Annotated in this window: 26 protein-coding genes and 1 tRNA gene; 12 read left to right on the top strand and 15 right to left on the bottom strand. The window is 56.7% G+C overall.

The annotated features are described in order from the left end of the window. The first annotated feature begins 42 nt into the window (after positions 1–42). A complete protein-coding gene (locus AC2FIC_RS12570) occupies positions 43–621 on the top strand; it encodes a YqaA family protein (protein ID WP_496691201.1) in 579 nt (192 codons plus the stop codon). Then, positions 618–1,085: a disulfide bond formation protein B gene (locus AC2FIC_RS12565; RefSeq protein WP_271947233.1), complete on the top strand. Its 468-nt coding sequence runs from the start codon at positions 618–620 to the stop codon at positions 1,083–1,085. The genes AC2FIC_RS12570 and AC2FIC_RS12565 overlap by 4 nt, the downstream gene beginning before the upstream one ends. On the opposite strand, the gene AC2FIC_RS12560 is transcribed toward AC2FIC_RS12565, so the two are convergent. Beyond that, entirely contained in the window at positions 1,082–1,669 is a 588-nt protein-coding gene (locus AC2FIC_RS12560) for an HNH endonuclease (protein ID WP_142633663.1), read from the bottom strand. The two genes, AC2FIC_RS12565 and AC2FIC_RS12560, sit on opposite strands and share 4 nt — an antisense overlap. A gap of 210 nt (positions 1,670–1,879) precedes the next feature. On the opposite strand from AC2FIC_RS12560, the gene AC2FIC_RS12555 reads away from it, so the two are divergent. Both AC2FIC_RS12555 and AC2FIC_RS12550 read left to right on the top strand, forming a co-directional pair. Next, positions 1,880–2,485 (top strand): pseudouridine synthase, encoded by a 606-nt coding sequence (locus AC2FIC_RS12555; RefSeq protein ID WP_496691200.1) that lies wholly within the window; start codon positions 1,880–1,882, stop codon positions 2,483–2,485. A gap of 31 nt (positions 2,486–2,516) precedes the next feature. Next, a complete protein-coding gene (locus tag AC2FIC_RS12550) occupies positions 2,517–2,942 on the top strand; it encodes a VOC family protein (protein ID WP_142633659.1) in 426 nt (141 codons plus the stop codon). 2 nt (positions 2,943–2,944) lie between these two features. On the opposite strand, the gene AC2FIC_RS12545 is transcribed toward AC2FIC_RS12550, so the two are convergent. From AC2FIC_RS12545 to AC2FIC_RS12530, 4 genes are read right to left on the bottom strand one after another with little or no spacing between them, the layout of a single operon-like run. Beyond that, the gene (locus AC2FIC_RS12545; RefSeq protein ID WP_496691199.1) at positions 2,945–3,247 is read right to left on the bottom strand and encodes a putative quinol monooxygenase; all 303 of its coding nucleotides are present in this window, start codon (positions 3,245–3,247) and stop codon (positions 2,945–2,947) included. Further along, entirely contained in the window at positions 3,241–3,744 is a 504-nt protein-coding gene (locus tag AC2FIC_RS12540; protein WP_281972058.1) for a GNAT family N-acetyltransferase, read from the bottom strand. Before AC2FIC_RS12540 ends, AC2FIC_RS12545 begins: the two co-directional genes overlap by 7 nt. 3 nt (positions 3,745–3,747) lie before the next feature. Further along, positions 3,748–4,413, bottom strand: a complete 666-nt coding sequence (locus tag AC2FIC_RS12535) for an alpha/beta hydrolase (protein ID WP_142633653.1) — start codon at positions 4,411–4,413, stop codon at positions 3,748–3,750. Further along, a complete protein-coding gene (locus AC2FIC_RS12530) occupies positions 4,410–5,042 on the bottom strand; it encodes a DNA-3-methyladenine glycosylase family protein (RefSeq protein ID WP_281972057.1) in 633 nt (210 codons plus the stop codon). Before AC2FIC_RS12530 ends, AC2FIC_RS12535 begins: the two co-directional genes overlap by 4 nt. Positions 5,043–5,138: 96 nt before the next feature. Between AC2FIC_RS12530 and AC2FIC_RS12525 the strand changes: the two genes are divergently transcribed. Continuing rightward, positions 5,139–6,365 carry an MFS transporter gene (locus AC2FIC_RS12525; RefSeq protein WP_142633649.1) on the top strand — a complete coding sequence of 409 codons (1,227 nt, stop codon included), beginning with the start codon at positions 5,139–5,141 and terminating at the stop codon, positions 6,363–6,365. Positions 6,366–6,368: 3 nt separating this feature from the next. On the opposite strand, the gene AC2FIC_RS12520 is transcribed toward AC2FIC_RS12525, so the two are convergent. The 4 genes from AC2FIC_RS12520 to AC2FIC_RS12505 all read right to left on the bottom strand — a co-directional run bounded on the left by AC2FIC_RS12520 (position 6,369) and on the right by AC2FIC_RS12505 (position 11,025). Continuing rightward, positions 6,369–7,145, bottom strand: coding sequence for a squalene/phytoene synthase family protein (locus AC2FIC_RS12520; RefSeq protein ID WP_281994999.1), 777 nt, complete (start codon positions 7,143–7,145; stop codon positions 6,369–6,371). 2 nt (positions 7,146–7,147) lie between these two features. Then, positions 7,148–8,782 carry a citramalate synthase gene (gene cimA / locus AC2FIC_RS12515; protein WP_496691198.1) on the bottom strand — a complete coding sequence of 545 codons (1,635 nt, stop codon included), beginning with the start codon at positions 8,780–8,782 and terminating at the stop codon, positions 7,148–7,150. Next, entirely contained in the window at positions 8,782–10,179 is a 1,398-nt protein-coding gene (cysS, locus tag AC2FIC_RS12510; RefSeq protein WP_496691197.1) for a cysteine--tRNA ligase, read from the bottom strand. Before cysS ends, cimA begins: the two co-directional genes overlap by 1 nt. A gap of 318 nt (positions 10,180–10,497) precedes the next feature. Then, positions 10,498–11,025 (bottom strand): outer membrane protein, encoded by a 528-nt coding sequence (locus AC2FIC_RS12505; RefSeq protein WP_496691196.1) that lies wholly within the window; start codon positions 11,023–11,025, stop codon positions 10,498–10,500. 394 nt (positions 11,026–11,419) lie between these two features. Between AC2FIC_RS12505 and AC2FIC_RS12500 the strand changes: the two genes are divergently transcribed. Then, positions 11,420–12,964 carry a trimethylamine methyltransferase family protein gene (locus tag AC2FIC_RS12500; RefSeq protein ID WP_271947245.1) on the top strand — a complete coding sequence of 515 codons (1,545 nt, stop codon included), beginning with the start codon at positions 11,420–11,422 and terminating at the stop codon, positions 12,962–12,964. A 53-nt stretch (positions 12,965–13,017) separates the two neighbouring features. Here the strand turns inward: AC2FIC_RS12500 and AC2FIC_RS12495 are convergent, their stop codons facing one another. Further along, positions 13,018–13,263: an EF-hand domain-containing protein gene (locus AC2FIC_RS12495; RefSeq protein ID WP_271947247.1), complete on the bottom strand. Its 246-nt coding sequence runs from the start codon at positions 13,261–13,263 to the stop codon at positions 13,018–13,020. 539 nt (positions 13,264–13,802) lie between these two features. Further along, the gene (locus tag AC2FIC_RS12490) at positions 13,803–17,423 is read right to left on the bottom strand and encodes a vitamin B12-dependent ribonucleotide reductase (RefSeq protein WP_496691195.1); all 3,621 of its coding nucleotides are present in this window, start codon (positions 17,421–17,423) and stop codon (positions 13,803–13,805) included. Between the two features lie 533 nt (positions 17,424–17,956). Here AC2FIC_RS12490 and AC2FIC_RS12485 point away from each other — a divergent pair. Further along, positions 17,957–18,391, top strand: coding sequence for a hypothetical protein (locus AC2FIC_RS12485; protein ID WP_496675753.1), 435 nt, complete (start codon positions 17,957–17,959; stop codon positions 18,389–18,391). Positions 18,392–18,403: 12 nt separating this feature from the next. Here the strand turns inward: AC2FIC_RS12485 and AC2FIC_RS12480 are convergent. The 4 genes from AC2FIC_RS12480 to pdxH form a co-directional block, all read right to left on the bottom strand. Then, positions 18,404–18,480, bottom strand: a tRNA-Pro gene (locus AC2FIC_RS12480). 43 nt (positions 18,481–18,523) lie between these two features. Next, positions 18,524–18,991: a DUF192 domain-containing protein gene (locus AC2FIC_RS12475; RefSeq protein ID WP_281972048.1), complete on the bottom strand. Its 468-nt coding sequence runs from the start codon at positions 18,989–18,991 to the stop codon at positions 18,524–18,526. Between the two features lie 6 nt (positions 18,992–18,997). Next, a complete protein-coding gene (locus AC2FIC_RS12470) occupies positions 18,998–19,504 on the bottom strand; it encodes a cold-shock protein (protein ID WP_282021219.1) in 507 nt (168 codons plus the stop codon). A 142-nt stretch (positions 19,505–19,646) separates the two neighbouring features. Further along, on the bottom strand, positions 19,647–20,252 hold the full coding sequence (gene pdxH / locus AC2FIC_RS12465) for a pyridoxamine 5'-phosphate oxidase (protein ID WP_496691194.1): 606 nt from the start codon (positions 20,250–20,252) through the stop codon (positions 19,647–19,649). Between the two features lie 135 nt (positions 20,253–20,387). Here pdxH and fabI point away from each other — a divergent pair, with 135 nt between their 5' ends. The 5 genes from fabI (at position 20,388) to trpE (ending at position 26,368) form a co-directional block, all read left to right on the top strand. Continuing rightward, entirely contained in the window at positions 20,388–21,194 is an 807-nt protein-coding gene (gene fabI / locus AC2FIC_RS12460) for an enoyl-ACP reductase FabI (protein ID WP_142633624.1), read from the top strand. A 3-nt stretch (positions 21,195–21,197) separates the two neighbouring features. Next, positions 21,198–21,707 (top strand): xanthine phosphoribosyltransferase, encoded by a 510-nt coding sequence (gene gpt, locus AC2FIC_RS12455; protein WP_496691193.1) that lies wholly within the window; start codon positions 21,198–21,200, stop codon positions 21,705–21,707. A gap of 36 nt (positions 21,708–21,743) precedes the next feature. Beyond that, positions 21,744–22,919 carry an aminotransferase gene (locus AC2FIC_RS12450; protein WP_496691192.1) on the top strand — a complete coding sequence of 392 codons (1,176 nt, stop codon included), beginning with the start codon at positions 21,744–21,746 and terminating at the stop codon, positions 22,917–22,919. Between the two features lie 81 nt (positions 22,920–23,000). Further along, positions 23,001–24,842, top strand: coding sequence for a peptidylprolyl isomerase (locus AC2FIC_RS12445; protein ID WP_496691191.1), 1,842 nt, complete (start codon positions 23,001–23,003; stop codon positions 24,840–24,842). 14 nt (positions 24,843–24,856) lie between these two features. Continuing rightward, positions 24,857–26,368 carry an anthranilate synthase component I gene (gene trpE, locus AC2FIC_RS12440; protein ID WP_142633617.1) on the top strand — a complete coding sequence of 504 codons (1,512 nt, stop codon included), beginning with the start codon at positions 24,857–24,859 and terminating at the stop codon, positions 26,366–26,368. The last annotated feature ends 25 nt before the right edge of the window (positions 26,369–26,393 follow it).

Here is a 26,393-nt window from a genome sequence, read left to right as displayed (position 1 = left end):
TGATTTGGCTTACCCAACACATGTACAGGGAAATTGCACCTGATGCTGCGACCTCTTTATGACTGGACCATTCGTCTGGCAGAACACCCGAATGCCTTGTGGGCGCTGGCTATTGTTTCCTTCATCGAAAGCTCTTTCTTTCCGATACCGCCGGACGTTCTGATGATTCCCATGATCCTTGCCCGACCCTCCCGGGCCTGGCTGATTGCTTCTGTGGCACTGGTAGCTTCGGTTTTGGGCGGAATGTTAGGATATGCAATCGGCGCGTTCTTTTATGAAAGCCTCGGCCAGCCCATCCTTGAATCCATGGGCAAAGCCCACGCCATGGAAGAGTTCAACACACGGTTCAATGACTTTGGTTTCTGGGCTGTTCTGGCCGCTGGGGTTACGCCTTTTCCCTATAAGGTCATCACCATCATGTCCGGCTGGACAGGGATGCCCCTGGGCACCTTCATTGCCACCTCGATTCTGGCCCGAGCGATCCGGTTCTTCATCGTCGCAGGTTTGCTTTGGGGCTTCGGAGAGCCGATCCGCAGCTTTATAGAAAAGCGGCTGGGCCTTATGTTTACCCTGTTCATCATCCTTCTGTTCGGCGGGTTCCTAGCGGTGAAATTCTTATGACAAGACGAAATTTACTGGTCCTGGTTGCCACGTTTGGATCTGTAGCATTGCTGCTTGGGGCCTTTGCGTTTCAGTATCTCGGCGGGCTTCCACCCTGCAAAATGTGCATCTGGCAACGCTATCCGCATGCTGTCGCCATCCTGATCGGTGCTGCGGCGCTTGCGCTACCTCGGCTGGCGATCCTCCCTCTTTTAGGCGTCATGGCGGCGCTGACCACTGCGGTCATTGGTGTCTATCACGCTGGTGTAGAACGCGGTTTGTGGGAAGGTCCGTCAAGCTGCACATCAAGCAGCATCGGCGGTCTGTCGGCAGAAGAACTGCTGGATCAGATCATGTCGGCACCACTGGTACGCTGTGATGATATTCCATGGGAGTTATTTGGTGTTTCCATGGCCGGATGGAATGCCGCTTTGTCTTTCGTTCTGGTTCTGCTCTGGTTCGCCGCGTGGCGTGAAGGCCGTTAGAGCTCGTCCAGTTCCGCATCCCAATAGAGAAAGTCGATCCAACTGTCATGCAGGTGGTTCGGTGGGAATTTTCGTCCAACGTTGCGCAAAGCCTCGGCATCCGGCTGCCGCGGAGGCTTGCGCAATGTCATTCCTGCTTGCCGCAGTGATTTAGACCCTTTGCGCAAGTTACATGGGCTACAGGCCGCAACAACGTTCTGCCAGCTTGTCACCCCGCCCGCCGCGCGCGGGATCACATGATCAAAGGTCAGATCCCCACGGCTGCCACAGTATTGGCAGCGGAATTCATCCCTCAGAAATAAATTAAAGCGCGTGAAGGCCACGCGCTTTCTGGGTTTTACATAATCTTTCAGCACAACGACCGAGGGTATTCGTATCTCGGTGCTCGGGCTTCGGACAACTTCGTCATATTCGGCGACGATATCCACCCTGTCCAGCCAGGCAGCTTTTATGGCCTCCTGCCACGGCCAGAGCGATAGTGGATAGTAGGACAAGGGGCGGTAATCGGCGTTCAAAACCAATGCCGGATGATGCTTGAGCGCACCGGGTTCCCTGACAAATTCGGTCCTGAAGTCTCCGTCCATATCAGAATCGCTCCACGCTCTGCTCTGCCTCTTTTGACATCAGAGCGGAGAACCCCCGCCCCGGCCTTAGCTTTACTATATATCGTGTTAAAGCTCTGACAAGCCCTGAGTTTCCACAATATCTCGGGGATTGAGCATTCCGAATCCGTAACAGGCCGATGACAGTTATCCACAGGTTGCACCAATTCGATCGCCGGGCTATGGCGGGTAATGTCCTGGTTCATCCGCTTCAATAAACCATTCAATGTATTGCCGCAGTTCACGGATCGCGCGAATGCGGAGTCTCCGCGCAGTACGCTGTCGGATTTCATTGATCTGCCGGACGTGTATCCCGCCGGGCGATTGGACCGCGATAGCGAAGGTTTGATGCTGTTGACCGACAATGGTCGCCTTCAGGCGCGGATAGCCGATCCCAAGCATAAAATGGCTAAGACCTATTGGGTGCAGGTCGAAGGGGAGCCAGACGCCTCCGCCCTAAAAGCCCTGCGCGATGGTGTTGAGCTGAAGGAGGGCTTGACCCGCCCTGCCAAGGCGCGATTGATGGATCAGCCCGAGGCATTATGGCCGCGCGACCCGCCGATCAGAGTGCGGCAGACGGTGTCGGATTGTTGGGTCGAACTGGTCCTTCGAGAAGGTCGAAACAGGCAAGTGCGCAGGATGACGGCGGCCGTTGGGCACCCGACCCTTCGACTGATCCGCGCCCGGATTGGCGACTGGACATTGGACGGGCTTGAGCCGGGGCAATGGGATAGCCTATCTATGCCTGCCCTCGCGCCATCTTCTTCGCGCAAACGGGATCGGCGCCCACGTCGGTGACCGAAACGCCTATTTGTGATAGGATAGAGGAATGAAGGTATCACCTGACATTCCGCAGCCAACCGGCCTTTTAGAAGCGTCACTTTATGTCGACGACCTGGATGCTGCAGAGCATTTCTATGGGGACGTTCTGGCGCTTGAGCAAATCCAGCGTGTCGCCAACCGGCATGTGTTCTACAAGGTGGGTGGTTCAGTGTTGCTGCTATTCAATGCGGCAGAGACCGAAAAACCTCCAGGCAACCCGCGCCTGCCTGTTCCCGCCCATGGCGCCCAAGGTCCGGGTCATGCCTGCTTTGGCATGGCGCGCGCGCAAATCGCGGTGATGCGAAAACATCTTATAGACTGGAACGTGCCCGTAGACGCTGAATTTGAATGGCCGAACGGAGTACTGTCTTTATACGTTCGCGACCCGTCCGGGAATTCCATCGAATTCGCCGAGCCTTCCTTATGGGACTAGGATCACCGCAGCGGTTTCTTGTCACCTCCCGTGATCCGATAGATTAGACTTTCAGTCACTCCGACCTTGCCTAGCACCGCCTGAAATGTTGCCATGTGCGGTGTGGCAAAATGCGCCTCGAGCGCGGCCTGACTTTCCCATTCTTCGTAGATCCGAAACCGATTGGCATGACCCAGAATCTGGCTGAATTCATAGACCGTGCAGCCTGCTTCCTTCACCGTCTCGGCAACCATTTCCTGCGCAGCTTTTCTGGCAGCCTCGACACCTTCCGGCGTAATTTCGATAGTTCCGGTTACGATCAGCATGGTATCTCCAATCTCAGATCAATCCGTTTGGTAATCCTGTCGACCGGCGTGCCGTCACGAAGGGGCACACCAAAATCAACCGAGTAATCTTGGAATCCCATCTTCTCATAATAGTTCAGGCCCATCCGGTTATCAGCCCTTATTGTCGCGCTGATGGAACCGAGCCCAACCCCTACGGCAAATTTGGCGGTTTCTTCAAACAAGGCACGCCCTGCCCCCTTCAAAACCGGTTCGCGGCGGGTGAAGGTCGCAATGTCAGCACAATCGTCGGGCAGTGCGTCATTCACCCCAAGCCATTGAAACCCGGCAACCTCACCTTGCGCGTCCATCGCCACATGGCTGCAAATCTTATCGAGACCCAATAGATAACTCTGCGCAAACTGCGCCTCGGAGAAAGGGGTTTCGAACGCAGTCGTACCACCAATGGCGATGATCTGGTTGAGCAAATCGCAAGCTGCTGCGACATCCTCGGGCATCATGGGGCGGACCGCAATCATCGCTTAAAGGCTCAGCTTGTCACGCATGAAAGCCAGTGCGACGCTAAGACCATCCGGGGCAATACCGTGGCCGGTGCCCTTCATGACATGGGCATAGACCTCTTTGAACTCAGCCGCTTGCAGGGCCTCGGCGGCTTCGGGCAAGGATTGTGGCGGCACGACGTCATCGGCGTCGCCATGTACCAGTAGGACCGGCATGCGGCTGACTGTTTCATCCGGCAGCAGATCGGGTTCCAGAAGGCGTCCTGAAATGGCTACTATCCCGGCCACTGGGTCCTCGCGGCGCGGGGCGACATGCAGGCTCATCATCGTGCCTTGCGAAAATCCGAACAGAACAACCTGCTCGGGCAGAACGTCTTCGTCCACCATCAACGCATCGAGGAAAGCGTCGAAGTCATCCGCCGCCATTTCCATCCCGCGGCGCGATTCTTCTTCGGAAGAGCCATCAATCCACGGGATCGGAAACCATTGAAACCCGTTGGGCATACCCGGGATCTGCTCGGGCGCGTCAGGGGCAACGAACAGAGTGTCCGGTAGATGCTCACCTAACACATCGGCCAGCCCCAGCAAGTCGGCCCCGTTGGCGCCATAGCCATGCACGAACACCACGACCGAGCGCGTATCGCCCGAAACCGGCTCTTTTCGGAGCGCATTCAAAACCCGTGTCATCTGATCCCTTCTCGTTCTTTTGCGACCCGGTAATAGGCCCACAACACCCGCGCTGCAACCGACCGCCAGGGTGACCACGCTTCGGCCATCTGGCGCAGTTCTTTATCCGTAGGTCGCTTGGGTAAATCATAGAGGATGCGCGCGGCCTCTTGCAGCGCAAGGTCGCCCGGCGCAATCACATCGGCACGACCCAGAGAAAACATCGCGTAAATCTCGGCAGTCCAGACGCCTATGCCTGAAACTTCGGTCAGGATCGCCACAACATCCTCATCAGGTGCGTCGCGTAACGCTTTGTAATCAATACGAGCCTCCGCAAGCGCCCGGGCATATCTGATCTTTTGGCGGCTTAGGCCCACCGCGCGCAAATCCTCATCCATGGCCCACATGATTTTGCGTGGACCGGTCAACTTTGCATCCTGCAGGCGTTTCCATATGGCATTGGCCGAGGCCACGCTGACCTGTTGGCTGACGATCGCGCTGAGCAGCTGGGCAAACCCGTCAGGTTTACGGCGTAGCGGCAAAGGCCCGGTCTGGTCCATCGCATAGGCCATGCGCGGACAGGTCTCGGCCAGCCACTTGGCCCCCTCGGCCACGCAATCGGGGGTTTCAATGATACGTCCGACGGACATGCGCGCTCCGGCAAATTGGTCAGCAGCACGTTAGGGTGCTTTGTCGCAGATGCAACCGTCTTGTATGACCCTGCTTTCATCGCTACGCATTGGCGCATGACAATGACACCCACGATCCCGGATAACAGTCAGGCCAAGCGTAATGTCGCTGTTCTGGTCGCAGCTCAGGCCATTCTGGGATCGCAGATGCCGATGATCTTTATTGTTGGCGGTCTGGCCGGGCAGTCGCTGGCCACCAATGCCTGTCTCGCAACCCTACCCATCTCGCTGATCGTGCTGGGGTCAATGCTGGCGGCAACGCCGATTTCCGCCATAATGCAACGCTGGGGACGGCGCGCAGGGTTTCTGGTTGGGGCAACGGCAGGTGCTTGCGGGGGTCTGGTTGGTGCCTACGGTTTGTATCTGGCCTCGTTCCCGGTCTTCCTGGCGGGCAGTCTGCTGACCGGCATCTATATGAGCGCGCACGGATTCTATCGCTTTGCCGCCGCGGACACAGCCTCGGACGCCTTTCGCCCTAAGGCAATCTCATACGTCATGGCCGGCGGTCTGGCCGCCGCGCTCATTGGCCCCCAAATCGTTAAGCTGACCTCTACCGCCTATGTGATCCCATTCCTGGGCACCTATCTGGCGGTGATTGTGCTCAACATTCTGGGCTCGGTCTTGTTTTTCTTTCTGGACATCCCCACGCCTGCAAAAGCCGCTGAGGGGGCCCCGACCGGACGCACCCGGCTTGAGATGCTAAAGACGCCGCGCATCGCCGTGGCCATCATCTGCGCAATGGTTTCTTATGCGTTGATGAATCTGGTCATGACATCCACTCCGCTGGCAGTGGTTGGTTGTGGCTACACAGCCAATGACGCGGCAGATGTGGTCTCTTTTCACGTTCTCGCCATGTACATCCCCAGTTTCTTCACCGGCCAGTTGATTGCCCGTTTCGGCGTCGAAAAGATCGTAGCTCTTGGTCTCGCAATCCTTGCCGGTGCTGGCGTTGTCGCCTTGCAAGGGGTTGAGCTTGAGAACTTCTTCATCGCTCTGATCTTGCTGGGCGTCGGTTGGAATTTTGGCTTTATTGGCGCGACCACCATGTTGGCGGCATCGCATGACATCAACGAGCGTGGCCGTATGCAGGGTCTGAACGACCTGCTGGTATTCGGTGGTGTAACACTGGCTTCGCTTGCTTCGGGTGGATTGATGAACTGCTCTGGCGGCTCACCGGTTGAAGGCTGGACCGCGGTAAACCTTGCCATGGTTCCATTGTTGACTCTGGCCGGGGGCGCATTGCTTTGGTTGGTTCTGCGCCCGTCCGATCCCGAAACGGTCTGAGGTCTACCAGCGACCCCGGACCACCTTCCACATCAGGGAAACCCGGCGCCGAACCTCACCCTGCATCAAATTCCCTGCGGCCACGCGATCTGGCTGAGCAATCGCCTTGCGCAACACCCATTCAGATTGCCAACCCGCCAAAAGCGCCGGGCGCGCCTCTGGTGAAATCGCCAGACGCTGTCCCTGTGCGCGCCGTAACCGGTTCAGTGCCTTTTGCGCCAGATCGCGCACTGCATCGGGTGTTCCATCCAACAAAGGAATACGCCCGCGCGCCTCAAGATCCGGGATTGCGCGCAACCAGTTCGCCACGCCAACGGCATAGCCGAAATCTCGTAACACAGGCTCGTCGGCCTCACCCAAAGATTGCGCCGACGCCACCATCAAACTGGCCGAGCTGTGATTTAGGTAGGCCTCGAAATGGGCCTCGTCCTCAAAAGGATCGCGATAAATATCCCAGCGCCTTACGGCCACGTATTCATCCAGCATCACCGCCAGATGTGGAGAAAGAACCTGCGATAAAGGCGTCACGACCTCATGTCGACGCACAGTCGGACCTTCAGCAATTTCCTGCAATGCATCGCGCCACCATTGCAGGCGCATTTCGGCAATCATCGCCTCTTGCGTGACCCAGGGCGCTCGGGCGACCTCGACATTCAGCGCATAGATCGGAAACAGAACCGAACGTGCGGAAACCGGCGCGGCCATCGCCGCCATGAACCGGTCCGGATCGGCGCGATGCACCAATGCTGCACAGGCCTTCAGATCGTCATTGAACTGCACTGTCACTCGGCCACCACCGCCCGAGGACGGCAATCCCGTACAAGCTTCCACTGGATCGCATCCAATAGGGCCTCAAACGACGCATCCACTATGTTCGCGCTGACCCCGACAGTTGACCAGCGCCGCCCCTGCCCGTCTTCGCTGTCGATGATGACCCGCGTCACGGCCTCGGTTCCACCTTGGGTGATCCGCACCTTGAAATCGACCAGATGCATGTCGTCCAATATCCGCGAATATTGCCCCAGATCCTTGGCCAGAGCCTTGGCCAAAGCGTTCACTGGTCCTCGGTCGCTGCCATCTTCGTCCAGAGATTCACTGACCGACAGCTTCTTTTCCCCGTCGACCTTCACCACGACAACCGCCTCGGACAGGCTGACCATCTTGTCATACTTGTTCTTCCGCCGCTCAACCGTGACCTTATAGCGTTTGACCTCGAAAAAGGCGGGCAACTGACCCAGCTCATCGCGCGCCAACAGCTCAAAACTGGCCTGGGCGGTGTCATAAGAATAGCCTTCGGCCTCGCGCTGCTTGATCCGGTCAAGAATGCGCCCCAGCGCCGGATCACCACTTTCCACGCTCAGGCCGGCCTCAGTCAGGCGTTTACGCAGATTCGACTGCCCCGCCTGGTTCGACATCGGGATGATCCGTGCATTGCCGACAGTCGCCGGATCGACATGTTCGTACGTCGACGGATCCTTCAGGATCGCGCTGGCATGCAGCCCTGCCTTATGCGCAAAAGCAGACGCCCCCACATAGGCCGCCTGCTTGCTGGGAACCCGGTTCAGGATTTCGTCCAACATACGGCTGACCCGTGTCAGACCCGCCAAGGCCTCGACGCTGACCCCAATATCAAACTGCGACACATAAGGTTCTTTCAGCAGCAAAGTGGGGATCAAAGCAGTCAGGTTTGCATTCCCGCAGCGTTCGCCCAACCCGTTCAGGGTTCCCTGAACCTGACGCACGCCCGCATCCACAGCAGCGAACGAGCACGCAACTGCGTTTTCCGTGTCATTATGGGTATGAATGCCCAAACGATCACCTGACAAGCCTGCGGCAATCACCTCGGATACAACCCGCGACACTTCACCGGGCAATGCACCCCCATTGGTGTCACACAGAACAACCCAGCGAGCTCCGGCCTCTAAAGCGGCCTTGCAAACCTGGACCGCATATCCGGGATTGTCCCTGTAGCCGTCAAAGAAATGCTCGGCGTCAAAAAGCGCCTCACGCCCCTGCGCCACGATATGCGCAACCGAGGCGCGCACGTTCTCGACATTCTCCTCCAGAGTGATCCCCAGCGCCTGGGTCACGTGGTAATCATGCGACTTGCCCACAAGACACACTGCCTTCGTGCCTGCGTTCATCACCGCCGCCAGAACATCGTCATTCTCAGCCGACCGGCCCGCGCGTTTGGTCATCCCAAAAGCAGTCAACCGCGCCGCAGTTTTCGGCGCAGCATTAAAAAATGCACTGTCAGTCGGGTTCGCCCCAGGCCAACCGCCTTCGATGTAATCCACACCCAACTGGTCCAGAGCCTGCGCGATCTGCACCTTCTCAGCGGTCGAGAACTGCACGCCCTGCGTCTGCTGCCCATCGCGCAGCGTGGTGTCGTAGAGGTAAAGGCGTTCCTTGGGCATCACACCTCCTCCAGCTTCGCAGCATCGAAACCAGCGCCGGGCACCAGTTCAACGCCATCTTTGCTCATCCGCACTTCCAGACCAGCGGCCACATATGCGGCCTTCAAGCGATCCACTTCCGAGAAGTCCTTGCTCTGCATCGCCCCTGCCCGTGCGTCCGCCAACCGATCCGCATGTGCGGACAGGTCCACCGATGCCGTGTCTGCCCACGCCCCCATCTCAGGGGTCAACAGACCCAGCAACCGCCCGCTAGCCAACAAACCGGCAACGTCCCCATCCGCCGCAAGACGGTGGAGTTCAGCGAGGGCACCCGCCGTGTTCAGGTCATCACTGAGCGCAGCGATGACTGCGGGTGCCGCGCTGGCGGCGGGCTCGATGCCCGCTGTCAGCGCCCGCCACTTGCGCAGCGTTGCTTCGGCTTCGCGTGCCTTTTTCTCAGTCCAGTCCATCGGCTTGCGATAATGGGTCTGCAAGAACACAAAGCGGATCACCTCACCCGGCACGCCCTGTTCCAACAGATCACGCACGGTAAAGAAGTTGCCCAGCGATTTGGACATCTTCTTGCCCTCGACCTGCAGCATCTCATTGTGCAGCCAAACGCGTGCGAACTCGCCATGCGGGTGGGCGCATTTGCTCTGGGCGATCTCGTTTTCATGGTGCGGGAACATCAAATCGTTGCCACCGCCGTGAATGTCAAAGCTCTCACCCAACAGCTCATAGCTCATGGCCGAGCATTCGATATGCCAACCCGGACGCCCTCGACCCCAAGGAGACTCCCACCCGGGCAACTCGTCGGTAGACGGCTTCCACAGAACGAAATCCATCGGGTTCTTCTTATACGGCGCAACTTCGACCCGGGCACCCGCGATCATGTCATCCACGGACCGACCGGAAAGGGCTCCGTATTGCTCTTTCCAACTGTCCACCGCGAACAGAACATGCCCTTCGGCCGCATAGGCATGACCCTTGGCAATCAGATCCTCGATCATCGCGACCATCTGAGTAATATATTGCGTCGCGCGCGGCATCTCGGTCGGCTCCAACGCCCCCAGCGCGCCCATGTCGTGCAGATACCAGCCAATGGTCTCATCCGATCGTTCCTGCACCAAATCCTCCAGCGACCCTTTGGCCCCTGCCTTCTGTCGAGACAACGCGGTCGCGTTGATCTTGTCGTCCACATCGGTGAAATTGCGCACATAGGTCACATGATCTGCGCCATAAACATGCCGCAGCAAACGATAGAGCACATCAAACACGACCACGGGCCGCGCGTTACCCAGATGGGCACGGTCATAGACGGTAGGCCCACAGACATACATCCGCACATTGTCGGCGCTGATCGGAACGAAATCCTCTTTTGTCCGTGTCCGTGTGTTGTGCAGTTTGATCGTCTTCATCTGTCGGCTCCTAAGAACGGCATAGCGTCTCGCGTTGGCGCGGGCTTAGCAACTTGTCTCAGGGAAGAAAACGAAAGAAACCGGCCCGCTTGATAAATCAGCAGGTAATGCAGCAGATAATGATGCAGGTCATCCGGTTCATGGATCATCCTCTAGCACGGCTATCCCGCCGCGCCAAGCCTTACGTTCTATCATGACCAGGGAGTGATTGGCGAACGCCTTGAATTGGAATAGGAAATTGACGCCATGTTCCGCAAACACCTGACCTTCTTGGTCGTGAATAAGGCAGCTCAGATCAGATTCAATCTGGAAATCTTGCTAGAACCGGAATGTCGTACGCAGGTTGAACACATTCGAATCCAGCCCCCCATTCGATCGGGTAACGTCATTGAAATTCTGGCGCAGCGCCTCACCGCTGATGACGAAATTATTGCCAATCGGATAAGCGACACCAATGCCATAAACCGCTGCGGTATCGTTTTCGACCGTGGAATCCACGCGCGCCGCACCGATAACTACATATCCCAACGCATTGCCGAAATCGTATCCGCCGCGCAATTTCAGCCGGGTCATGCTATCCAGACTGCCTTCGCCCTGACCAAGATTCAGCGACAGCCGGTTATACTCAAGCTCACCACCCAACACGAACTTGCCGAAATCAAAGTCATACCCGAGATGAGGACCAAAGCTGGTGTCGCTGCCGCTTGAACCATTCGGCCCGTCTGCATCAGCATAGCCAAAGCTGAATCCCGCATAGGCACCGCTCCAATCCTCGGCCAAAGCCGGTGAGAAGCCGGATGTCGCCAGAGCAACAATTAATGCGATATGCGCCTTCCTACGATTCACCAAAAACCTTTCAGCAATGCTTTCGAGTATTCAGATCAATTTGCTACAAACTGGGCCGCATTCGTTAAAAAAGTGTTTAGCCTAGAGGCCCAATTCAAGTAAGCACAGGAATTATAGCAGATTTCGACCGCCTCGGGGAAAAATATCTTTAGGCAACAATCACTTGAGAATTTGCTTCGCTTTTCGGCATCAAGGTCGCAAATAGAACAGATAATGCCGTTCTGAATTGGAACACTGCGGCCACTGGATGAGGAACCAAATGCAGAACGAATTTTGGAAAATCCACCTGATCAGCCGCACAATCGGCGCGGATCGGGGACGTGCTGCTAGGGGGCGGCCGTCAGGCTTTTTGTAAGGCCTCTCAAAATACGTTTCTCACTACTGGATCCTAAACATGAACGACCAACCCCGTAACTCTTCCCGCAGTGGCGGACGTGCTGCGCGTCGTGCTGCCCGCGCATCTGCTCTGCCTGATCATCTGCGCCCTATCCGCCCGGGAATGGAGGGCGGACGCTACAAGCCACTGACTCAGCCACAAGTCGAACGCATTCACGAGGCCGCGCTGCAGGCGCTTGAAACCATAGGTCTGGCGGATGCTCCGCAAAGCGGGATCGACTATCTGGTTGGCGCGGGCTGCACACTTGGCGACGACGGACGCATCCGGTTTCCGCGCGCGCTGGTTGAAGACACCATTGCCAAAGCCAACCGCTCGGTCACATTGTTCAGCCGGGATGGTCAAACTGACCTGGAATTGTCGGGGGCAAAGGTTCACTATGGGACCGCCGGTGCCGCTGTCAGTATGGTTGAAGTCAACGGCCGCGAATACCGCGATTCGACTGTGCAGGATCTGCACGATGCCGCGCGGATTTGCCAACAGCTGGACAACATCCATTTTGTCCAACGCCCGATGGTTTGTCGCGATATTTCCGACAATCTCGAGATGGACCTGAACACAATTTACGCTTGTAGTTCTGGTACTTACAAGCATATCGGCACATCATTCACCGATCCTAGTTATGTCGCGCCAGCGATGGAGTTAATCCACATGATCGCAGGCGGTGAAGACAAGTGGCGCGAGCGGCCATTCATCTCGAACTCGAACTGCTTTGTCGTACCGCCCATGAAGTTTGCCACTGAAAGCTGTCAGGTGATGGAGGAATGCATCAAGGCAGGAATGCCTGTTCTTCTTCTTTCGGCCGGAATGGCAGGTGCAACTGCTCCGTCCACAATCGCAGGCGCCATTGCCCAGGCAACTGCAGAATGTCTTGCCGGTTTGGTTTATGTAAATGCCGTAAAGCCAGGTGCCCCGGCGATTTTTGGAACCTGGCCCTTTGGGTTGGACCTTCGGACAGGCGCCATGTCCGTAGGATCAGGTGAACAGGCTCTGCTTAGCGCAGGCTGTGCCCAAATGCACAAGTTTTATGATCTGCCAGGCGGAGCCGCCGCAGGCGCATCGGATTCCAAATTGCCTGATATGCAAGCGGGATGGGAGCAGATGTGCTCGAACGTCATGGCCGGCCTGTCGGGCCTGAACATGGTTTATGAATCCGCTGGAATGCACTCGTCTCTGTTGGGTTTTTGCTTTGAAAGCTTGATCTTAGGGGATGATCTTATCGGACAGGCGATGCGCTGCGTTCGCGGGATCGAAGTATCTGACGAAACACTGGCATTGGATCAGATGGCCGAGGTTTGCCTTGGTGGACCCGGTCACTATTTGGGAACCGATGCCACACTTGGGCGCATGCAGGCCGATTATGTGTATCCCGCACATGGAGATCGAACGTCTCCGAAAGAATGGGTCGAGCTTGGCAAACCTGACTTGATCGAAAAAGCGACCGCGCGAAAGCTGGAAATCCTGTCGACCTCTTCGCCAGCACAGTTCGATCCGGCATTGGATGCACAGATTCGCAATAAATTCAACATTCACCTACCCCGATAAACACTTAGAAAGGCGGCCAGAATTTTCGTCTGGCCGCCTTGAAAATTTGTTAATCAGCCGTTTGTAGATGGCAGCAACCCGGCTTCCTGCGCGATTGCAATTTCATCCTGATCCAGCGCGCCGTCGCCATTTGCATCCATTGCTGCAAATCCGTTTGCGTCAACGTCCGGCACGACGGCCTGAACTTCTTCGATTGTCAGAACGCCGTCCCCATTGGTATCCGCCGCAGACTGCGCGACAGCCAAAGTCGGCAGAGCAAAAGCAAGTGCGGAAAATGTGACCAGAGTATTCAGTTTCATTGTGATGCCTCCTGATAGAGTTTGTGTGTTTTGTGTCCGGACAAGCATCAAGAACACGCAATCACCACCAGTTGTCAGCCACTGAGTACCATCGCTTTGATTTCGCGCCAAACTCCGCGTGTTTGCCAGAGTCGCATCCGCGGTCTGTCGCTGGGTAAAACTCCCCCAAACACGGTCGGCGGTTCTTGCCCGATGGGAAACGGGCAATATGGCGAGGCTCTGCCGAGTTAACGGCTTTAGGACAAAAAGAAAGGGGGCCGAAGCCCCCTGTCAGTTTCGCCATCCAGGCTCCATTCGTTGACCGCCCGGTGTTTTGTTTGCCTGCGGCCTGGACGTCGCATGGAACGAGCGCACCCGTTCCGTGAAAGAGTGGGAAAGAGCAAATATTCCGCCCCACCCTGTTCCCGGCCAACACGGGCATGTCGGCCGAGTGGACCAAGGCATCGAAGGTAAGTCTCTGCGCCTTGATCCGTATTCGTCGGGGCCGGCAACTGTGGCAGCTTCCGACCCCTGCGCCCCGGGTTGCCGGGGCGCTTAACTCAGCTACACCCGCTTGTTGAGCCGCAGGTGTTGCATTTCATGCAGGTGCCGTTGCGCACCAGCGTGTAGTTTCCGCATTCACCGCAGGGATCGCCCTCATAGCCTTGCATCTTGGCTTTGGTGCGGGCGTCCATCCCGGTTGCTACGGCGGTTTCAGCCACCGGCGCTTCGAATGTGGCTGCGGTTTCGGCCATGCCGTTCACCACGTTCTGTCCGCCGTTCAGAACCATCAGCTCCTGCGGCATCCGCTTGCGCAGATACCCGGTCGAACTGATTTGTTTCAGCACTTCCAATGACTTGGACGCCGCGCTTTCGCTGATCTCGGACACGTTCGAGACACCTTCTTCCTCGCCCCGGCCCAGATCATCAAAGCTTGCGCCTTCTGGTTTCACATGGGCCAGATCAGTACGATCCAGATAGGACACGGCCAGTTCACGGAAGATGTAGTCCAGGATCGACGTCGCGTTCTTGATCGAGTCGTTGCCCTGCACCATCCCAGCGGGTTCGAACTTGGTAAAGGTAAAGGCATCCACAAACTCTTCCAGCGGCACGCCATATTGCAGGCCAACCGACACGGCGATGGCAAAGTTGTTCATCATCGCCCGGAAGCCCGCGCCTTCCTTGTGCATGTCGATGAAGATCTCGCCCAACTGTCCGTCTTCGAACTCACCAGTGCGCAGATAGACCTTGTGGCCGCCGACAATCGCCTTTTGCGTATAGCCCTTGCGGCGATGGGGCAGTTTTTCGCGATGGCTGCGGATCATTTCCTTGACCACAACCTTCTCGATCACCTTCTCGGCCAGAACGACGGCTTTTTCCTGCGGCGTCCCGGTTTCCAGAACTTCTGCTGCCTCTTCGTCATCCTCGACCAGCGCGGCGGCGAGCGGCTGCGACAGTTTCGAACCGTCGCGATACAGCGCGTTGGCCTTCACACCCAGCGACCAGGACAGCTCATAGGCCTTCTGGCAGTCTTCGATGGTGGCGTCATTCGGCATGTTGATCGTCTTGCTGATCGCGCCTGAAATAAAGCTCTGAGCGGCGGCCATCATCGTGATGTGGCTATCAACACCCAGGAAACGCTTACCTTTCTTGCCACACGGATTGGCGCAGTCGAAGATCGAATAATGCTCTTCCTTCAAATGCGGCGCGCCTTCCAGCGTCATGGTTCCGCAAACGTGGTCGTTGGCCGCGTCGATATCCGCTTTGGTAAAGCCCAGATGGCGCAGCAGATCGAAGGTCGGGTCATTCAGCTTGGTCGCAGGAATGCCGAGAACGCCGGTGCAGAAATCCTCGCCCAGAGTCCACTGGTTGAACACGAACCGGATGTCGAAGGCGCTTTCCAGCGCGGCATCCACCTTGGCCAGTTCATTGGGGCCAAAGCCGTGACCCGTCAGCGAGGTGTGGTTGATCCCCGGAGCGTTGCCAATGGTGCCATGACCAACCGCGTAGCTGACGATCTCTTCAATCTGAGCCGAGGAATACCCCTGCTTTTCCAGCGCTGCAGGCACCGAGCGGTTGATGATTTTGAAATACCCGCCACCGGCCAGTTTCTTGAACTTCACCAAAGCAAAATCCGGCTCGATCCCAGTGGTGTCGCAATCCATTACCAGACCGATGGTTCCGGTTGGCGCAATCACAGTGGCCTGCGCGTTGCGGTAACCGTTCTGCTCACCCAGGCTCAGCGCTTCGTCCCAAGCTGACATCGCCAAATCAACCAAACGTTTATCCGGGCAGTTGCCATGGTCCAGAGGTACAGGCTTCACTGCCAGTTTCTCATACCCTTCAGTCACACCCTGAGATGCGCGTCGGTGGTTGCGGATGACCCGAAGCATGTTATCGGCGTTGCGCTCATAGCCATTGAACGGACCCAATTCGCCGGCGATCTCGGCCGAGGTTGCATAGGCTACACCGGTCATGATCGCGGTCAGCGCGCCACAGATCGCGCGGCCTTCATCCGAGTCATAGCTATAGCCCATGTTCATCAGCAGACCGCCGATATTGGCATAGCCCAAACCCAAAGTGCGGAAGTCATAGGACAGCTGCGCGATTTCCTTGGACGGGAACTGCGCCATGGTCACCGAGATCTCCAGCGTTAGAGTCCACAAGCGCGAGGCATGCATATAGTCCACTGCCTGGAACTCATCATCTTTGAGGAAAGTCAGCAAGTTCATCGACGCAAGGTTACAGGCCGTATCATCGAGGAACATATATTCCGAACACGGGTTCGATCCGCGAATCTCCCCATCTTTGGGGCATGTATGCCACTCGTTGACTGTGTCGTGAAACTGGATGCCGGGATCGGCGCAGGCCCAGGCCGCGTGGCCAACCTTTTCCCACAGGTCGCGCGCCTTGACGGTCTTGGCGACTTTCCCGTTTGTGCGGTTGACCAGCTCCCAGTCCGCGTCCTTCTCGACAGCGGTCAGGAAGGCGTTGGTTACGCGAATCGAGTTGTTCGAGTTCTGGCCCGAAACCGAGCTGTAGGCTTCCGAATCCCAATCCGTATCGTAGGTCGGGAATTCGATGCTATCGTGACCCTGCTTGGCGTAATCCAGAACGCGTTTGATGTAAGTCTCGGGGATCGCAACATTTTTCGCCTGGCGAACCGCCTTTTTCAGGCTGTCATTCGTCTTGGGATCATACGCGTCTTCCTGCGCGCCGTCCCAGCTGCGGATGGCCTCGAAAATGCCGTTCAGCATCTTCTCGTGCATCTTCGATCCGGCAACGATCGAGGCCACCTTCTGCTCTTCGATCACCTTCCATTCGATGAATTTCTCGATGTCTGGGTGATCTGCATCGACGATGACCATCTTTGCTGCTCGACGGGTCGTGCCGCCTGATTTAATCGCGCCAGCGGCGCGGTCGCCGATCTTGAGAAAGCCCATCAAACCCGAAGATTTACCGCCACCCGACAGTGCCTCGCCCTCGCCACGCAGGTGGCTAAAGTTGGTCCCGGTTCCGCTTCCGTATTTGAACAGGCGCGCCTCGCGGACCCACAGGTCCATAATGCCACCCTCGTTCACCAGATCATCATCTACGGACTGGATGAAACACGCATGCGGCTGCGGATGCTCATAGGCGGATTTCGATTTGGTCAGCTTGCCTGTCTTATAATCGACATAGTGGTGCCCCTGTGCCGGGCCATCGATTCCGTAAGCCCAGTGAAGGCCGGTATTGAACCATTGCGGGCTGTTCGGCGCAGCGCGCTGAGTCGCCAGCATATAACGCATCTCGTCGAAATAGGCGCTCGCGTCATCCTCGGTCGAGAAATAGCCACCTTTCCAGCCCCAATAGGCCCAGGCGCCGGCAAGACGGTCAAACACCTGCTTGGACGAGATTTCGCCCCCAAATTCAGCGTCCTCAGCCGGAACAGAACGCCACAGGAATTCAGGGACATCCTTTTCCTTGACCTTCTTCAGCTTGGTCGGAACGCCTGCCTTGCGGAAATACTTCTGCGCGATGACGTCGCTTGCGACCTGGCTCCAGCTGGTAGGAACCTCGATATCGTCCAGGCGGAAAACGATGGTCCCATCCGGGTTTCGGATTTCTGACGTCGCAGAAGCGAACTTAAGCTCTGCATAAGCATCCTGTCCCGATTTGGTAAATTTTCTGTCAATCTTCATGTCCGCCGCCCTAGATTCAATCAACTTGTCCCTTGGCTTTTGATCCCAATAAACGGACCATCTGCCCTAACCGAAAATCTTGGGCGCAGGAAACCGGCCGCTGCCCGAAGCAGCGTGACCCCGTTCCGACGGACGCACGTAAGTATGATGTGCTCTCCAGCCCTCGCCCTGTGCCACGTTCTGGATTTTCTACCAGATTTAGTGGCAGCACTTTCGGCCTATACAATCTGGCGTATTCACACATAGATCGTCAACGGCCTTTTTCCGCCATTTTTGGAATCTTTTATGTTGACCGATCCGCACAGACAAAATGGTGAAGGACAGTTTCCGATTCCTCCACAGAGTTATCCGCTATGGTTCGCCATCACCTAGCCAAGTCCGCAATACGATTAACCGTTCTTTCCGGCTTACTTATCGGGATTTGATAAACCAGCCTTAAGATGTCTAGGTTGAAATAGAATCAGCATCCGGCCGATTTCGACATTATTCAGAGGTGCGCGTAAAAGCACATCCAACAAAGGGCAGACCGATCAATGACCGCGTTTCGAATAATTTCCCTGTTTGCCCTAATCGTGGCCTGCACACCACAAGAAACGCCCGCCACATCGCGCAGCGCGCAGTTCTCGGCCTTTCCCGACAAGTTATTTGCTACGTTCGAGACATCATGCAACGGCCCGGGTGAGGAATTTAGGAAAATCGGAAATCGTCAGTTCGAGTGTCAGGAACTTCTGCCTCCGAAGACCACAGCCTACCTGATTCTCAATTATGACGGCTATCCACAGAACCTACCCAAAAGTGTGACTCGGCTGACCGCCGAAAAAAATGCAGGTGGCTATCTGGTTGAAGCGGATCTTTTTTTTAATGTGCCGCGCGAAACAGGGCCTGCTGCAAAAGTCCCTGTAGAAAGCAAAGAATTGGATAAAACCCTTAGCGCCATCTATCGAACGATGGGTGGGTCGCCATTTTAGTTTTTGAAGAAGTGGTCGGGGCGGCAGGATTCGAACCTACGACCCCCTGTACCCAAAACAGGTGCGCTACCAGACTGCGCCACGCCCCGAACCGTGCGCCTTCCTAACCGTGCCGTTCTGATTTGAAAAGCCCTAACAGGGCCAAATTGCCGGACCATGTGAAAAAACTTTGTGCTGGATCTGTGTTCCGGGCGTGATCAGATAACGATCTGCGAGACCAGCGTTGATTTCCAACACCGCGAATACCGAATCGCCCCCTCCGATGGGGGTCAAATCACCGGGAATCGCGTTGTGATGAACTTTCGTTACCATACCCGTCTTATCTATGAAGATCAGGTCCAGAGGAATCAGCGTGTTCTTCATCCAGAACGCAACAGGTTGCGGCGGGTCGAATACAAACAGCATTCCTGAACGTACCGGAAGCGATTCTCGAAACATGAGTCCGCGCGATCGCTCCTGTGGCGACACGGCGAGTTCAATATCAAAGCCGATTTGGGACTTATCATTTTTCAGGCTAACACGATCTGTACGACAGGCGGCGTCTGCGCCACCGGCCCAAAGTAACAGGACAACAGTCAGAACCTTGAAAAGCCCTGCCATGACAGATCAGTCATCCATAGCTGCTTCCCAGGCCATAACCTGGGCCGCCATCCGACCACGCTGTCCGTCTATGACCCGCATGGCCAATGCTTCACCGGGTTGCAGATCCGCAAGCCCCGAACGGCGTAGAACCTCAATATGCAGGAACACATCCTCGCCACGCCCGAATACATTAGCGAAGCCAAACCCTTTGCCCTTGTCGAACCACTTAACCCGCGCAGCCACCAAAGGGGCCGCTGCAATCTCAACTGGATCAAGTTCAGCAAAATCCGCGAGCATCATCGTATCGGCGCGCGCTGGCGGATCGACGCTGATGACTTCGACAGCCTGCACACCGCGATCAGTGCGATGCGTCATAATTTCGATGCCCGCCCCGTCTGCAACCGAGCTTTGACCGAAATTACGCAAAACGTTTACGTGCAGCAGAATATCCGGCCCACCTTCATCCGATACGACAAAGCCGTATCCTTTGGCAGGGTCGAACCATTTAACGTGTCCTCGGACGCGGTACATGTTGTTCAGATCTTCTGGCACTGTGGTCCCACTGCGTTTTTTTTCACTTTATTAAGGGTCCGATGTGTATGGGATTGACGCGCAAATTCAAGGTGAAAAATCCCTTTGTTATCTGCGCATTGCAATTCGCGACACGTGAACGTCATGGATTCAACCTCTGAATCTGCCATTCGGAAGCAGCGTCATCCCGGCACCACCTGAACCTGTCATGCAGACGAAATGCGCCGTCTGCCCAGAATTCGATTTCCGTCGGCACAAGCCGGTAACCACCCCAAAATTTAGGGCGCGGAGGGTTAGGGCCAAGCCTTGCGGTCACTTTCGCCACATCCGCCATCAGCGCGGAACGGCTGCTAAGCGGCTGAGATTGCTTGGACGCCCATGCACCAAGCCGACTTTTCAATGACCTGGAGGCATAATATTCATCAGCCTTTGGTCCATCCTCGCGCGTGATTGTACCACGAACGCGGACTTGACGCCGCAAAGATTTCCAATGCATCACGAAGGCCGCCTTGCCAGCATTGTCCAACTCGCCTGCCTTGGCACTTTCGTAATTTGTGTAGAAAACGAAGGCGTCGGCTTCGATCTCTTTCAACAGCACCATTCGTACATTGGGCATACCATCTTCGCCCACGGTTGCCAGTGCAATCGCGTTAGGATCGTTGGGTTCACTCTTCACAGCTTCGCCCAGCCACCGCCCTGCTATTGCAAATGGGTCGGTTCCTGCGAAGATGCCATCACGTTCGCTCATTTCCATCCCCTGGAAACTATTGAGGGATACCCTAGGGCGAGTTCCCGCCACGGGCAAGAGTGCACGGCCTTGAAGCAGACCAGCCAATGGCATAAACCAACGCAACATAACGCGAAGACAGGCGGAGAACCGAACATGTCAAATCAGTTGATGGCCGGAAAGCGCGGCCTCATCATGGGACTGGCCAATGACAAATCAATCGCATGGGGAATCGCCCGCGCCTTGTCCGAGGCCGGGGCCGAGTTAGCATTCTCATATCAAGGGGATGCCTTGAAAAAGCGCGTTGACCCTCTGGCGGCACAGCTGGGCAGTGAAATCGTCCTGCCCTGCGATGTCAGCGATGAAGCCTCGATCGACGGATTGTTCGATGCGCTGTCCGAAAAATGGGGAAAGCTGGACTTTGTTGTCCACGCAATCGGTTTTTCAGACAAGAATGAGCTACGCGGGCGCTACGTTGATACGTCGCGGGCGAATTTCAACCTCACGATGGACGTGTCGGTTTATTCCTTTACCGCCGTGATGCAGCGTGCCGAAAAGATGATGACCGAAGGCGGCAGCGCCATCACCCTGACCTATTACGGTGCCGAACAGGTGATGCCGCATTATAATGTCATGGGCGTTGCCAAAGCCGCGCTGGAAGCATCGGTCAAATATCTGGCCGAGGATTTAGGCAAGGACGGCATTCGTGTAAATGCGATCTCGGCCGGGCCGATCAAGACGCTGGCCGCCAGCGGCATCGGCGACTTTCGCTATATCATGAAGTGGAACGAATATAACTCACCCCTGCGCCGCAATGTGACCATCGACGATGTGGGCAACTCGGCGCTGTATCTGCTTTCCGATCTAAGCGGCGGTGTCACTGGTGAGAACCTGCATGTGGATTCGGGATACCACATCGTCGGTATGAAAGCCGTTGATGCTCCAGACGTTGAGAAGGGTTGAATCATGAGTGCCAAGGACCGCCTGCCCCACGAAAAAGGCTTTCACATCAGCTGGGATCAGATTCACCGCGATTCCCGAGCGCTCGCATGGCGGCTGGATGGGCAAGGTCCGGGTGATGGAGCCTGGCGTGGCGTCGTTGCCATTACCCGTGGCGGCATGGCACCGGCGATGATTGTCAGCCGCGAGCTGGACATTCGCACAGTCGACACGATCAGCGTGCGCTCCTACCATCATCAGGATCAAGGCGAAGCCGAAGTGCTCAAAGCGCCCGACGCTGACCTCATGGGCGACGGCACTGGAATCCTGATCGTCGACGATCTGGTCGACAGTGGCAAAACTCTGGAACTGGTACGGGCGATGTATCCCAAGGCGCATTTCGCGACGGTTTATGCCAAGCCGAAAGGCCGCCCGATGGTTGACACTTTCATCACCGAAGTCAGCCAGGACACCTGGATTTTCTTCCCGTGGGATATGGCTTTGCAATATGTCGAACCCTACCGGGGCACGGATTGATCCGGCCCAAGCGCAGCAACTGACTGGGGCGCTGAGATGACCCGGACACGCACCGCCGCCACCTTTCCGCCCCCAGTCATGGAGGCGCGCCGGTGGATTGAAGGCGTGACCTTCCCTGAAGACCAGCCCTTGATAAATGTAAGTCAGGCGGCCCCAGTCGATCCGCCCCCACTTGAGATGCGTCAGGCGATGGCGGCTTATGCGTCGACCGAGGATTCCGCTCATCTCTATGGCCCGGTTCTGGGCAACAGCGCCCTCAGGTCTGAGCTTGCCAGCCAGATTTCGGATCACTATGGCGCACCTGTCGTACAGGAACAGGTTGCCATTACCTCTGGCTGCAATCAGGCCTTCGCCGCTGCGATTTCCTCCATCACAGACCAAGGGGATGAGGTCATTCTGCCCACGCCGTGGTATTTCAACCATAAAATGTGGCTGGATATGACAGGTGTTAACGCCATTGATCTGAGAACTGATGATGGACTGTTGCCAGAGGTGAACGCGGCGCGGGATTTGATAACGGATAAGACCCGCGCCATTGCTCTGGTCACCCCGAACAATCCCGGCGGTGTCGAATACCCGGCTGAGCTGCTGCGCGCGTTTTTCGAACTGTCGCGCGAAACCGGAATTAAGCTTTTGGTTGATGAGACCTACCGCGATTTCGACAGCCGCAGCGGCCCGCCCCACGATCTGTTCGCTCAGCCGGGCTGGGATGACACTCTGATTCATCTATATTCGTTTTCAAAGGCCTACCGTCTGACTGGTCACCGAGTAGGTGCTGTTGCGACCAGTCCGTCGCTGTTGTCTGAGATTGAGAAATTTCTGGATACCGTCGCGATCTGTCCAAACCAAATCGGTCAGTTTGGTGCGCTTTGGGGGATGCAAAACCTGTCGCAATGGCTGGCCGATGAACGAAGGGAAATCCTCGACCGTCGCGCTGTCATTACAAGACAACTTCCCAAACTGACCAGTAAAGGATGGCGGTTGCTTGGGTTGGGCGCCTATTTTGCCTATTTCGAACACCCGTTTGACATCTCTTCGGATGATTTGGCCCGTCGGATGGTCACGGATGCCAGCATTCTGTTGCTGCCAGGCACGATGTTCATGCCCGATCACGACCCGGCCGGGAAACGACAAGTCCGCATCGCATTTGCCAATCTTGATCGCAACGGAATTACGGAATTGTTTGACCGCCTGCACGCTCTCTCCTTCTAAGCTTGCCCCCCGGCGGTGCGCGTCGTATTCAGGGCCGCAACCGACAGGGCAAATACTTGCCGAATAAAACAAGAGGGCACCATGGCCGCAGGCATGAAAAATCTATCAAAGACCTTTGTCTGGATCCTCATGGGTCTTTTGATGCTGGGCCTTGCAGGATTTGGCGCGACCAGCCTGACTGGAACTGTGCACACTGTGGCGCAGGTGGGCAACGAAGATATCTCGATTGACGATTACGTCCGCGAACTTCAGCGAGAAATCCGCGCGGTCGAAAGCCAGACCGGCCAGCCCCTGCAAATGTCACAGGCCCGCGATTTTGGCTTGGACCAGCTGGCTCTGTCGCGCCTCACCGCGCTGGCGGCTCTGGATAACGAAGTTGGTCTGCTGGGTATTTCGATCGGCGATGAAAATTTGCAGGAAGAAATCGTCTCGATCCCTGCGTTTCAGGGGCCGGATGGTTCTTTCGACCGTGAGGCATATCGCTTTCAGCTTGAACAGGTTGGTATGACCGACACCGAGTTTGAAACCGATCTGAGGAAAGAATCCGCACGGACCATCGTGCAGGATGCCGTGGTCAGCGGAGTAGAAATGCCCTCGATCCTGACTGAAGTTCTGACAGACTTTGTCGGTGCCCGCCGCAGCTTTACAGTTGCAACCGTTTCACCCGAAGCTTTGGCAGAGCCGGTTGCAACCCCAACCGATGAACAAATCCAGGCCTATTACGACGAGAACCAGGACCAGTTTTCCCTGCCCCGCACCAAAAAGCTGACCTATACGATTCTGTCGCCCAATATGCTGCTGGATAGTGTCGAGGTGGACGAAGATTCAGTTCTCCGGCTTTTCGAACAGCGCGCAGACGAGTTTCAGCAACCCGAACGCCGCCTTGTTGAACGCCTTTCTTTTTCTGATGATGCCGCTGCGCAAGATGCCATGGCACAGATTGAAGTTGGCGGGACAACCTTCGAACAACTTGTCCGTGACCGTGAGCTTGAGCTGAGCGACGTGGATCTGGGCGACGTTACCCGCGACGACCTAGGCGATGCGGCCGAGGCCATTTTCGCGGCTGAACTGGACACTGTTGTTGGACCTCTGCCCTCGGTATTCGGCCCTGCCCTTTTCCGTATCAACGGCTCGCTGGCTGAGAACAACACTCCCTTCGAAGACGCCGCCCCAGCTCTGCGCGAAGAGTTGGCCGCAGACCGTGCGCGGCGCCAGATCGAGGCTCAGTCCGAAGACATCAATGACCTGCTTGCAGGCGGGGCAACACTTGAGGAGTTGGCAGCCGAGACCGGGATGGAGCTGGGACAGATCGACTGGACTCGCGCCAGTCAGGATGGCGTGGCCGCATATGACGGTTTCCGCAGTGCAGCCGAAGCCGTGCAAGACGGGGATTTTCCCGAGATTGCATTCCTTGAGGACGGTTCGATCTTTGCGCTGCGCCTGAACGAAACGCTGCCTCGTCGGCCTGAACCGCTGGAATCAGCGCGTGATCGCGTTGCGGCGGCCTGGACACAGGTTCAAACTGACAAAGCGTTGGAAGACCACGCGAATGCCATGTTGGAGCAGTTGCAGGAGAACGGGGATTTCACCACGACCGGCCTACCTCACCGCGTGGAAAACGCTCTGACACGAACTGCATTTCTAGAAGATGTACCCGCAGGTTTCATGCCGGAAGTGTTCGACATGGAACTAGGAAGCTATCGCGTCGTTCCCGGTGCCGGGGTCGCGTTGATCGTTCGACTTGACGAATTGTTGCCCCCTGCCGAGACCGATGAACGCCGTCAGGTTCAACAAGCGCTGGCCGCTCAGCTGAATCAGGCTCTGGCACAGAACATTTTCGATGCCTATGTTCGCGACGCCCAGGCCCGCGCCCGTCCTGTGGTGGATCAGCAAGCACTGAACGCCGTTCAGGCGAGCTATTAATTAAGAGACCGAATATGGCCCTGACCCCCGAGTTTGACAGCTTCGCCCGCGCCTATGAGGCCGGCGAAAACCAGGTCGTTTACACCCGTCTGGCAGCCGATCTTGATACGCCTGTCTCCTTGATGCTGAAACTGACCGGCGCGCAAAAAGACGCCTTTATGCTCGAGTCGGTGACTGGTGGCGAGGTCCGCGGACGGTATTCGATCATCGGTATGAAACCCGACCTGATCTGGCGCTGTCGCGCTGAGACCTCGGAACTGAACCGCTCGGCCCGGTTCGACCCGGACGCTTTCACGGCGCAGGATGGCGATCCGATGGACAACCTTCGGACGCTTCTGGCCGAAAGCCGGATCGAGCTGCCTGACGACCTTCCACAAGCTGCGGCGGGACTATTTGGCTATCTCGGTTATGACATGGTGCGCTTGGTCGAGCATCTGCCGAACATCAACCCCGACCCTCTGGGCCTGCCGGATGCCGTCATGCTGCGCCCTTCTGTCGTCGCGGTTCTGGATGGTGTGAAGGGCGAAGTCACGGTCGTTTCCCCCGCCTGGGTCAGCGATGGCCAGTCGGCCAAGGCTGCATATGCCCAGGCTGCCGAGCGCGTCATGGACGCAGTGCGCGATCTGGAGCGGGCGATGCCTGCTGAAACACGTGACCTTGGCGATGCGTACGAAGTCGCCCCGCCCGTCTCGAATTTTACCAAATCCGGCTATCTGGAGGCGGTCGAGAAAGCCAAGGAATACATCCGCGCTGGTGATATCTTTCAGGTAGTGCCAGCGCAGCGCTGGACGCAGGATTTCCCGCTGCCTCCATTTGCGTTGTACCGGTCGCTGCGGCGAACAAACCCGTCGCCCTTCATGTTCTATTTCAACTTTGGCGGGTTTCAGGTGATCGGTGCCAGCCCGGAAATCCTGGTGCGCGTGTTTGGCAATGAAGTCACCATACGACCCATCGCCGGGACGCGTCCACGTGGAGCGACCCCGGAAGAGGACAAAGCTTACGAAATTGAATTGCTGGCCGACAAGAAAGAACTGGCCGAACATCTGATGCTGTTGGATCTAGGCCGCAATGACACCGGGCGGGTTTCAAAGATCGGAACGGTGCGCCCGACCGAAGAGTTCATCATTGAACGGTACAGCCATGTTATGCACATCGTTTCAAACGTTGTGGGTGAGCTGGCCGAGGGTAAAGATGCGCTGGACGCCTTTTTTGCGGGAATGCCTGCGGGGACGGTCTCGGGCGCGCCCAAGGTACGAGCCATGGAAATCATTGATGAGCTTGAGCCGGAAAAACGCGGTGTCTACGGCGGCGGCGTCGGCTATTTCAGCGCCGGCGGAGACATGGACATGTGTATCGCCCTGCGAACAGCCATCGTTCAGGATCAAAAGCTATATATTCAGGCCGGTGGTGGCGTTGTGTATGACAGCGATCCAGAGGCTGAATTCATGGAAACCGTCCACAAGTCCAACGCCATCAGACGCGCTGCGGCTGACGCGGCCCGATTTACGCTGTCCGGCAAGAATTGATAAAGGCAGCCCGTCTGGGCTGCCT

This window comes from Ruegeria sp. CDSC079 (assembly GCF_059610505.1).
The sequence above is the reverse complement of the archived record's forward strand: the minus strand, read 5'-3'. Positions and strand labels throughout refer to the sequence as shown.

Coding starts and splice junctions, on each gene's coding strand:
- AC2FIC_RS12550 (WP_142633659.1), top strand. CDS start 2,517: ATGAAGGTATCACCTGACATTCCGCAGCCAACCGGCCTTTTAGAAGCG.
- AC2FIC_RS12475 (WP_281972048.1), bottom strand. CDS start 18,991: ATGGCAGGGCTTTTCAAGGTTCTGACTGTTGTCCTGTTACTTTGGGCC.
- AC2FIC_RS12560 (WP_142633663.1), bottom strand. CDS start 1,669: ATGGACGGAGACTTCAGGACCGAATTTGTCAGGGAACCCGGTGCGCTC.
- gpt (WP_496691193.1), top strand. CDS start 21,198: ATGAGTGCCAAGGACCGCCTGCCCCACGAAAAAGGCTTTCACATCAGC.
- AC2FIC_RS12555 (WP_496691200.1), top strand. CDS start 1,880: ATGTCCTGGTTCATCCGCTTCAATAAACCATTCAATGTATTGCCGCAG.
- AC2FIC_RS12540 (WP_281972058.1), bottom strand. CDS start 3,744: ATGATTGCGGTCCGCCCCATGATGCCCGAGGATGTCGCAGCAGCTTGC.
- AC2FIC_RS12500 (WP_271947245.1), top strand. CDS start 11,420: ATGAACGACCAACCCCGTAACTCTTCCCGCAGTGGCGGACGTGCTGCG.
- cysS (WP_496691197.1), bottom strand. CDS start 10,179: ATGAAGACGATCAAACTGCACAACACACGGACACGGACAAAAGAGGAT.
- AC2FIC_RS12545 (WP_496691199.1), bottom strand. CDS start 3,247: ATGCTGATCGTAACCGGAACTATCGAAATTACGCCGGAAGGTGTCGAG.
- AC2FIC_RS12470 (WP_282021219.1), bottom strand. CDS start 19,504: ATGTACCGCGTCCGAGGACACGTTAAATGGTTCGACCCTGCCAAAGGA.
- AC2FIC_RS12490 (WP_496691195.1), bottom strand. CDS start 17,423: ATGAAGATTGACAGAAAATTTACCAAATCGGGACAGGATGCTTATGCA.
- cimA (WP_496691198.1), bottom strand. CDS start 8,782: ATGCCCAAGGAACGCCTTTACCTCTACGACACCACGCTGCGCGATGGG.
- fabI (WP_142633624.1), top strand. CDS start 20,388: ATGTCAAATCAGTTGATGGCCGGAAAGCGCGGCCTCATCATGGGACTG.
- AC2FIC_RS12445 (WP_496691191.1), top strand. CDS start 23,001: ATGGCCGCAGGCATGAAAAATCTATCAAAGACCTTTGTCTGGATCCTC.
- pdxH (WP_496691194.1), bottom strand. CDS start 20,252: ATGAGCGAACGTGATGGCATCTTCGCAGGAACCGACCCATTTGCAATA.
- AC2FIC_RS12450 (WP_496691192.1), top strand. CDS start 21,744: ATGACCCGGACACGCACCGCCGCCACCTTTCCGCCCCCAGTCATGGAG.
- AC2FIC_RS12530 (WP_281972057.1), bottom strand. CDS start 5,042: ATGTCCGTCGGACGTATCATTGAAACCCCCGATTGCGTGGCCGAGGGG.
- AC2FIC_RS12525 (WP_142633649.1), top strand. CDS start 5,139: ATGACAATGACACCCACGATCCCGGATAACAGTCAGGCCAAGCGTAAT.
- trpE (WP_142633617.1), top strand. CDS start 24,857: ATGGCCCTGACCCCCGAGTTTGACAGCTTCGCCCGCGCCTATGAGGCC.
- AC2FIC_RS12485 (WP_496675753.1), top strand. CDS start 17,957: ATGACCGCGTTTCGAATAATTTCCCTGTTTGCCCTAATCGTGGCCTGC.
- AC2FIC_RS12535 (WP_142633653.1), bottom strand. CDS start 4,413: ATGACACGGGTTTTGAATGCGCTCCGAAAAGAGCCGGTTTCGGGCGAT.
- AC2FIC_RS12495 (WP_271947247.1), bottom strand. CDS start 13,263: ATGAAACTGAATACTCTGGTCACATTTTCCGCACTTGCTTTTGCTCTG.
- AC2FIC_RS12565 (WP_271947233.1), top strand. CDS start 618: ATGACAAGACGAAATTTACTGGTCCTGGTTGCCACGTTTGGATCTGTA.
- AC2FIC_RS12570 (WP_496691201.1), top strand. CDS start 43: ATGCTGCGACCTCTTTATGACTGGACCATTCGTCTGGCAGAACACCCG.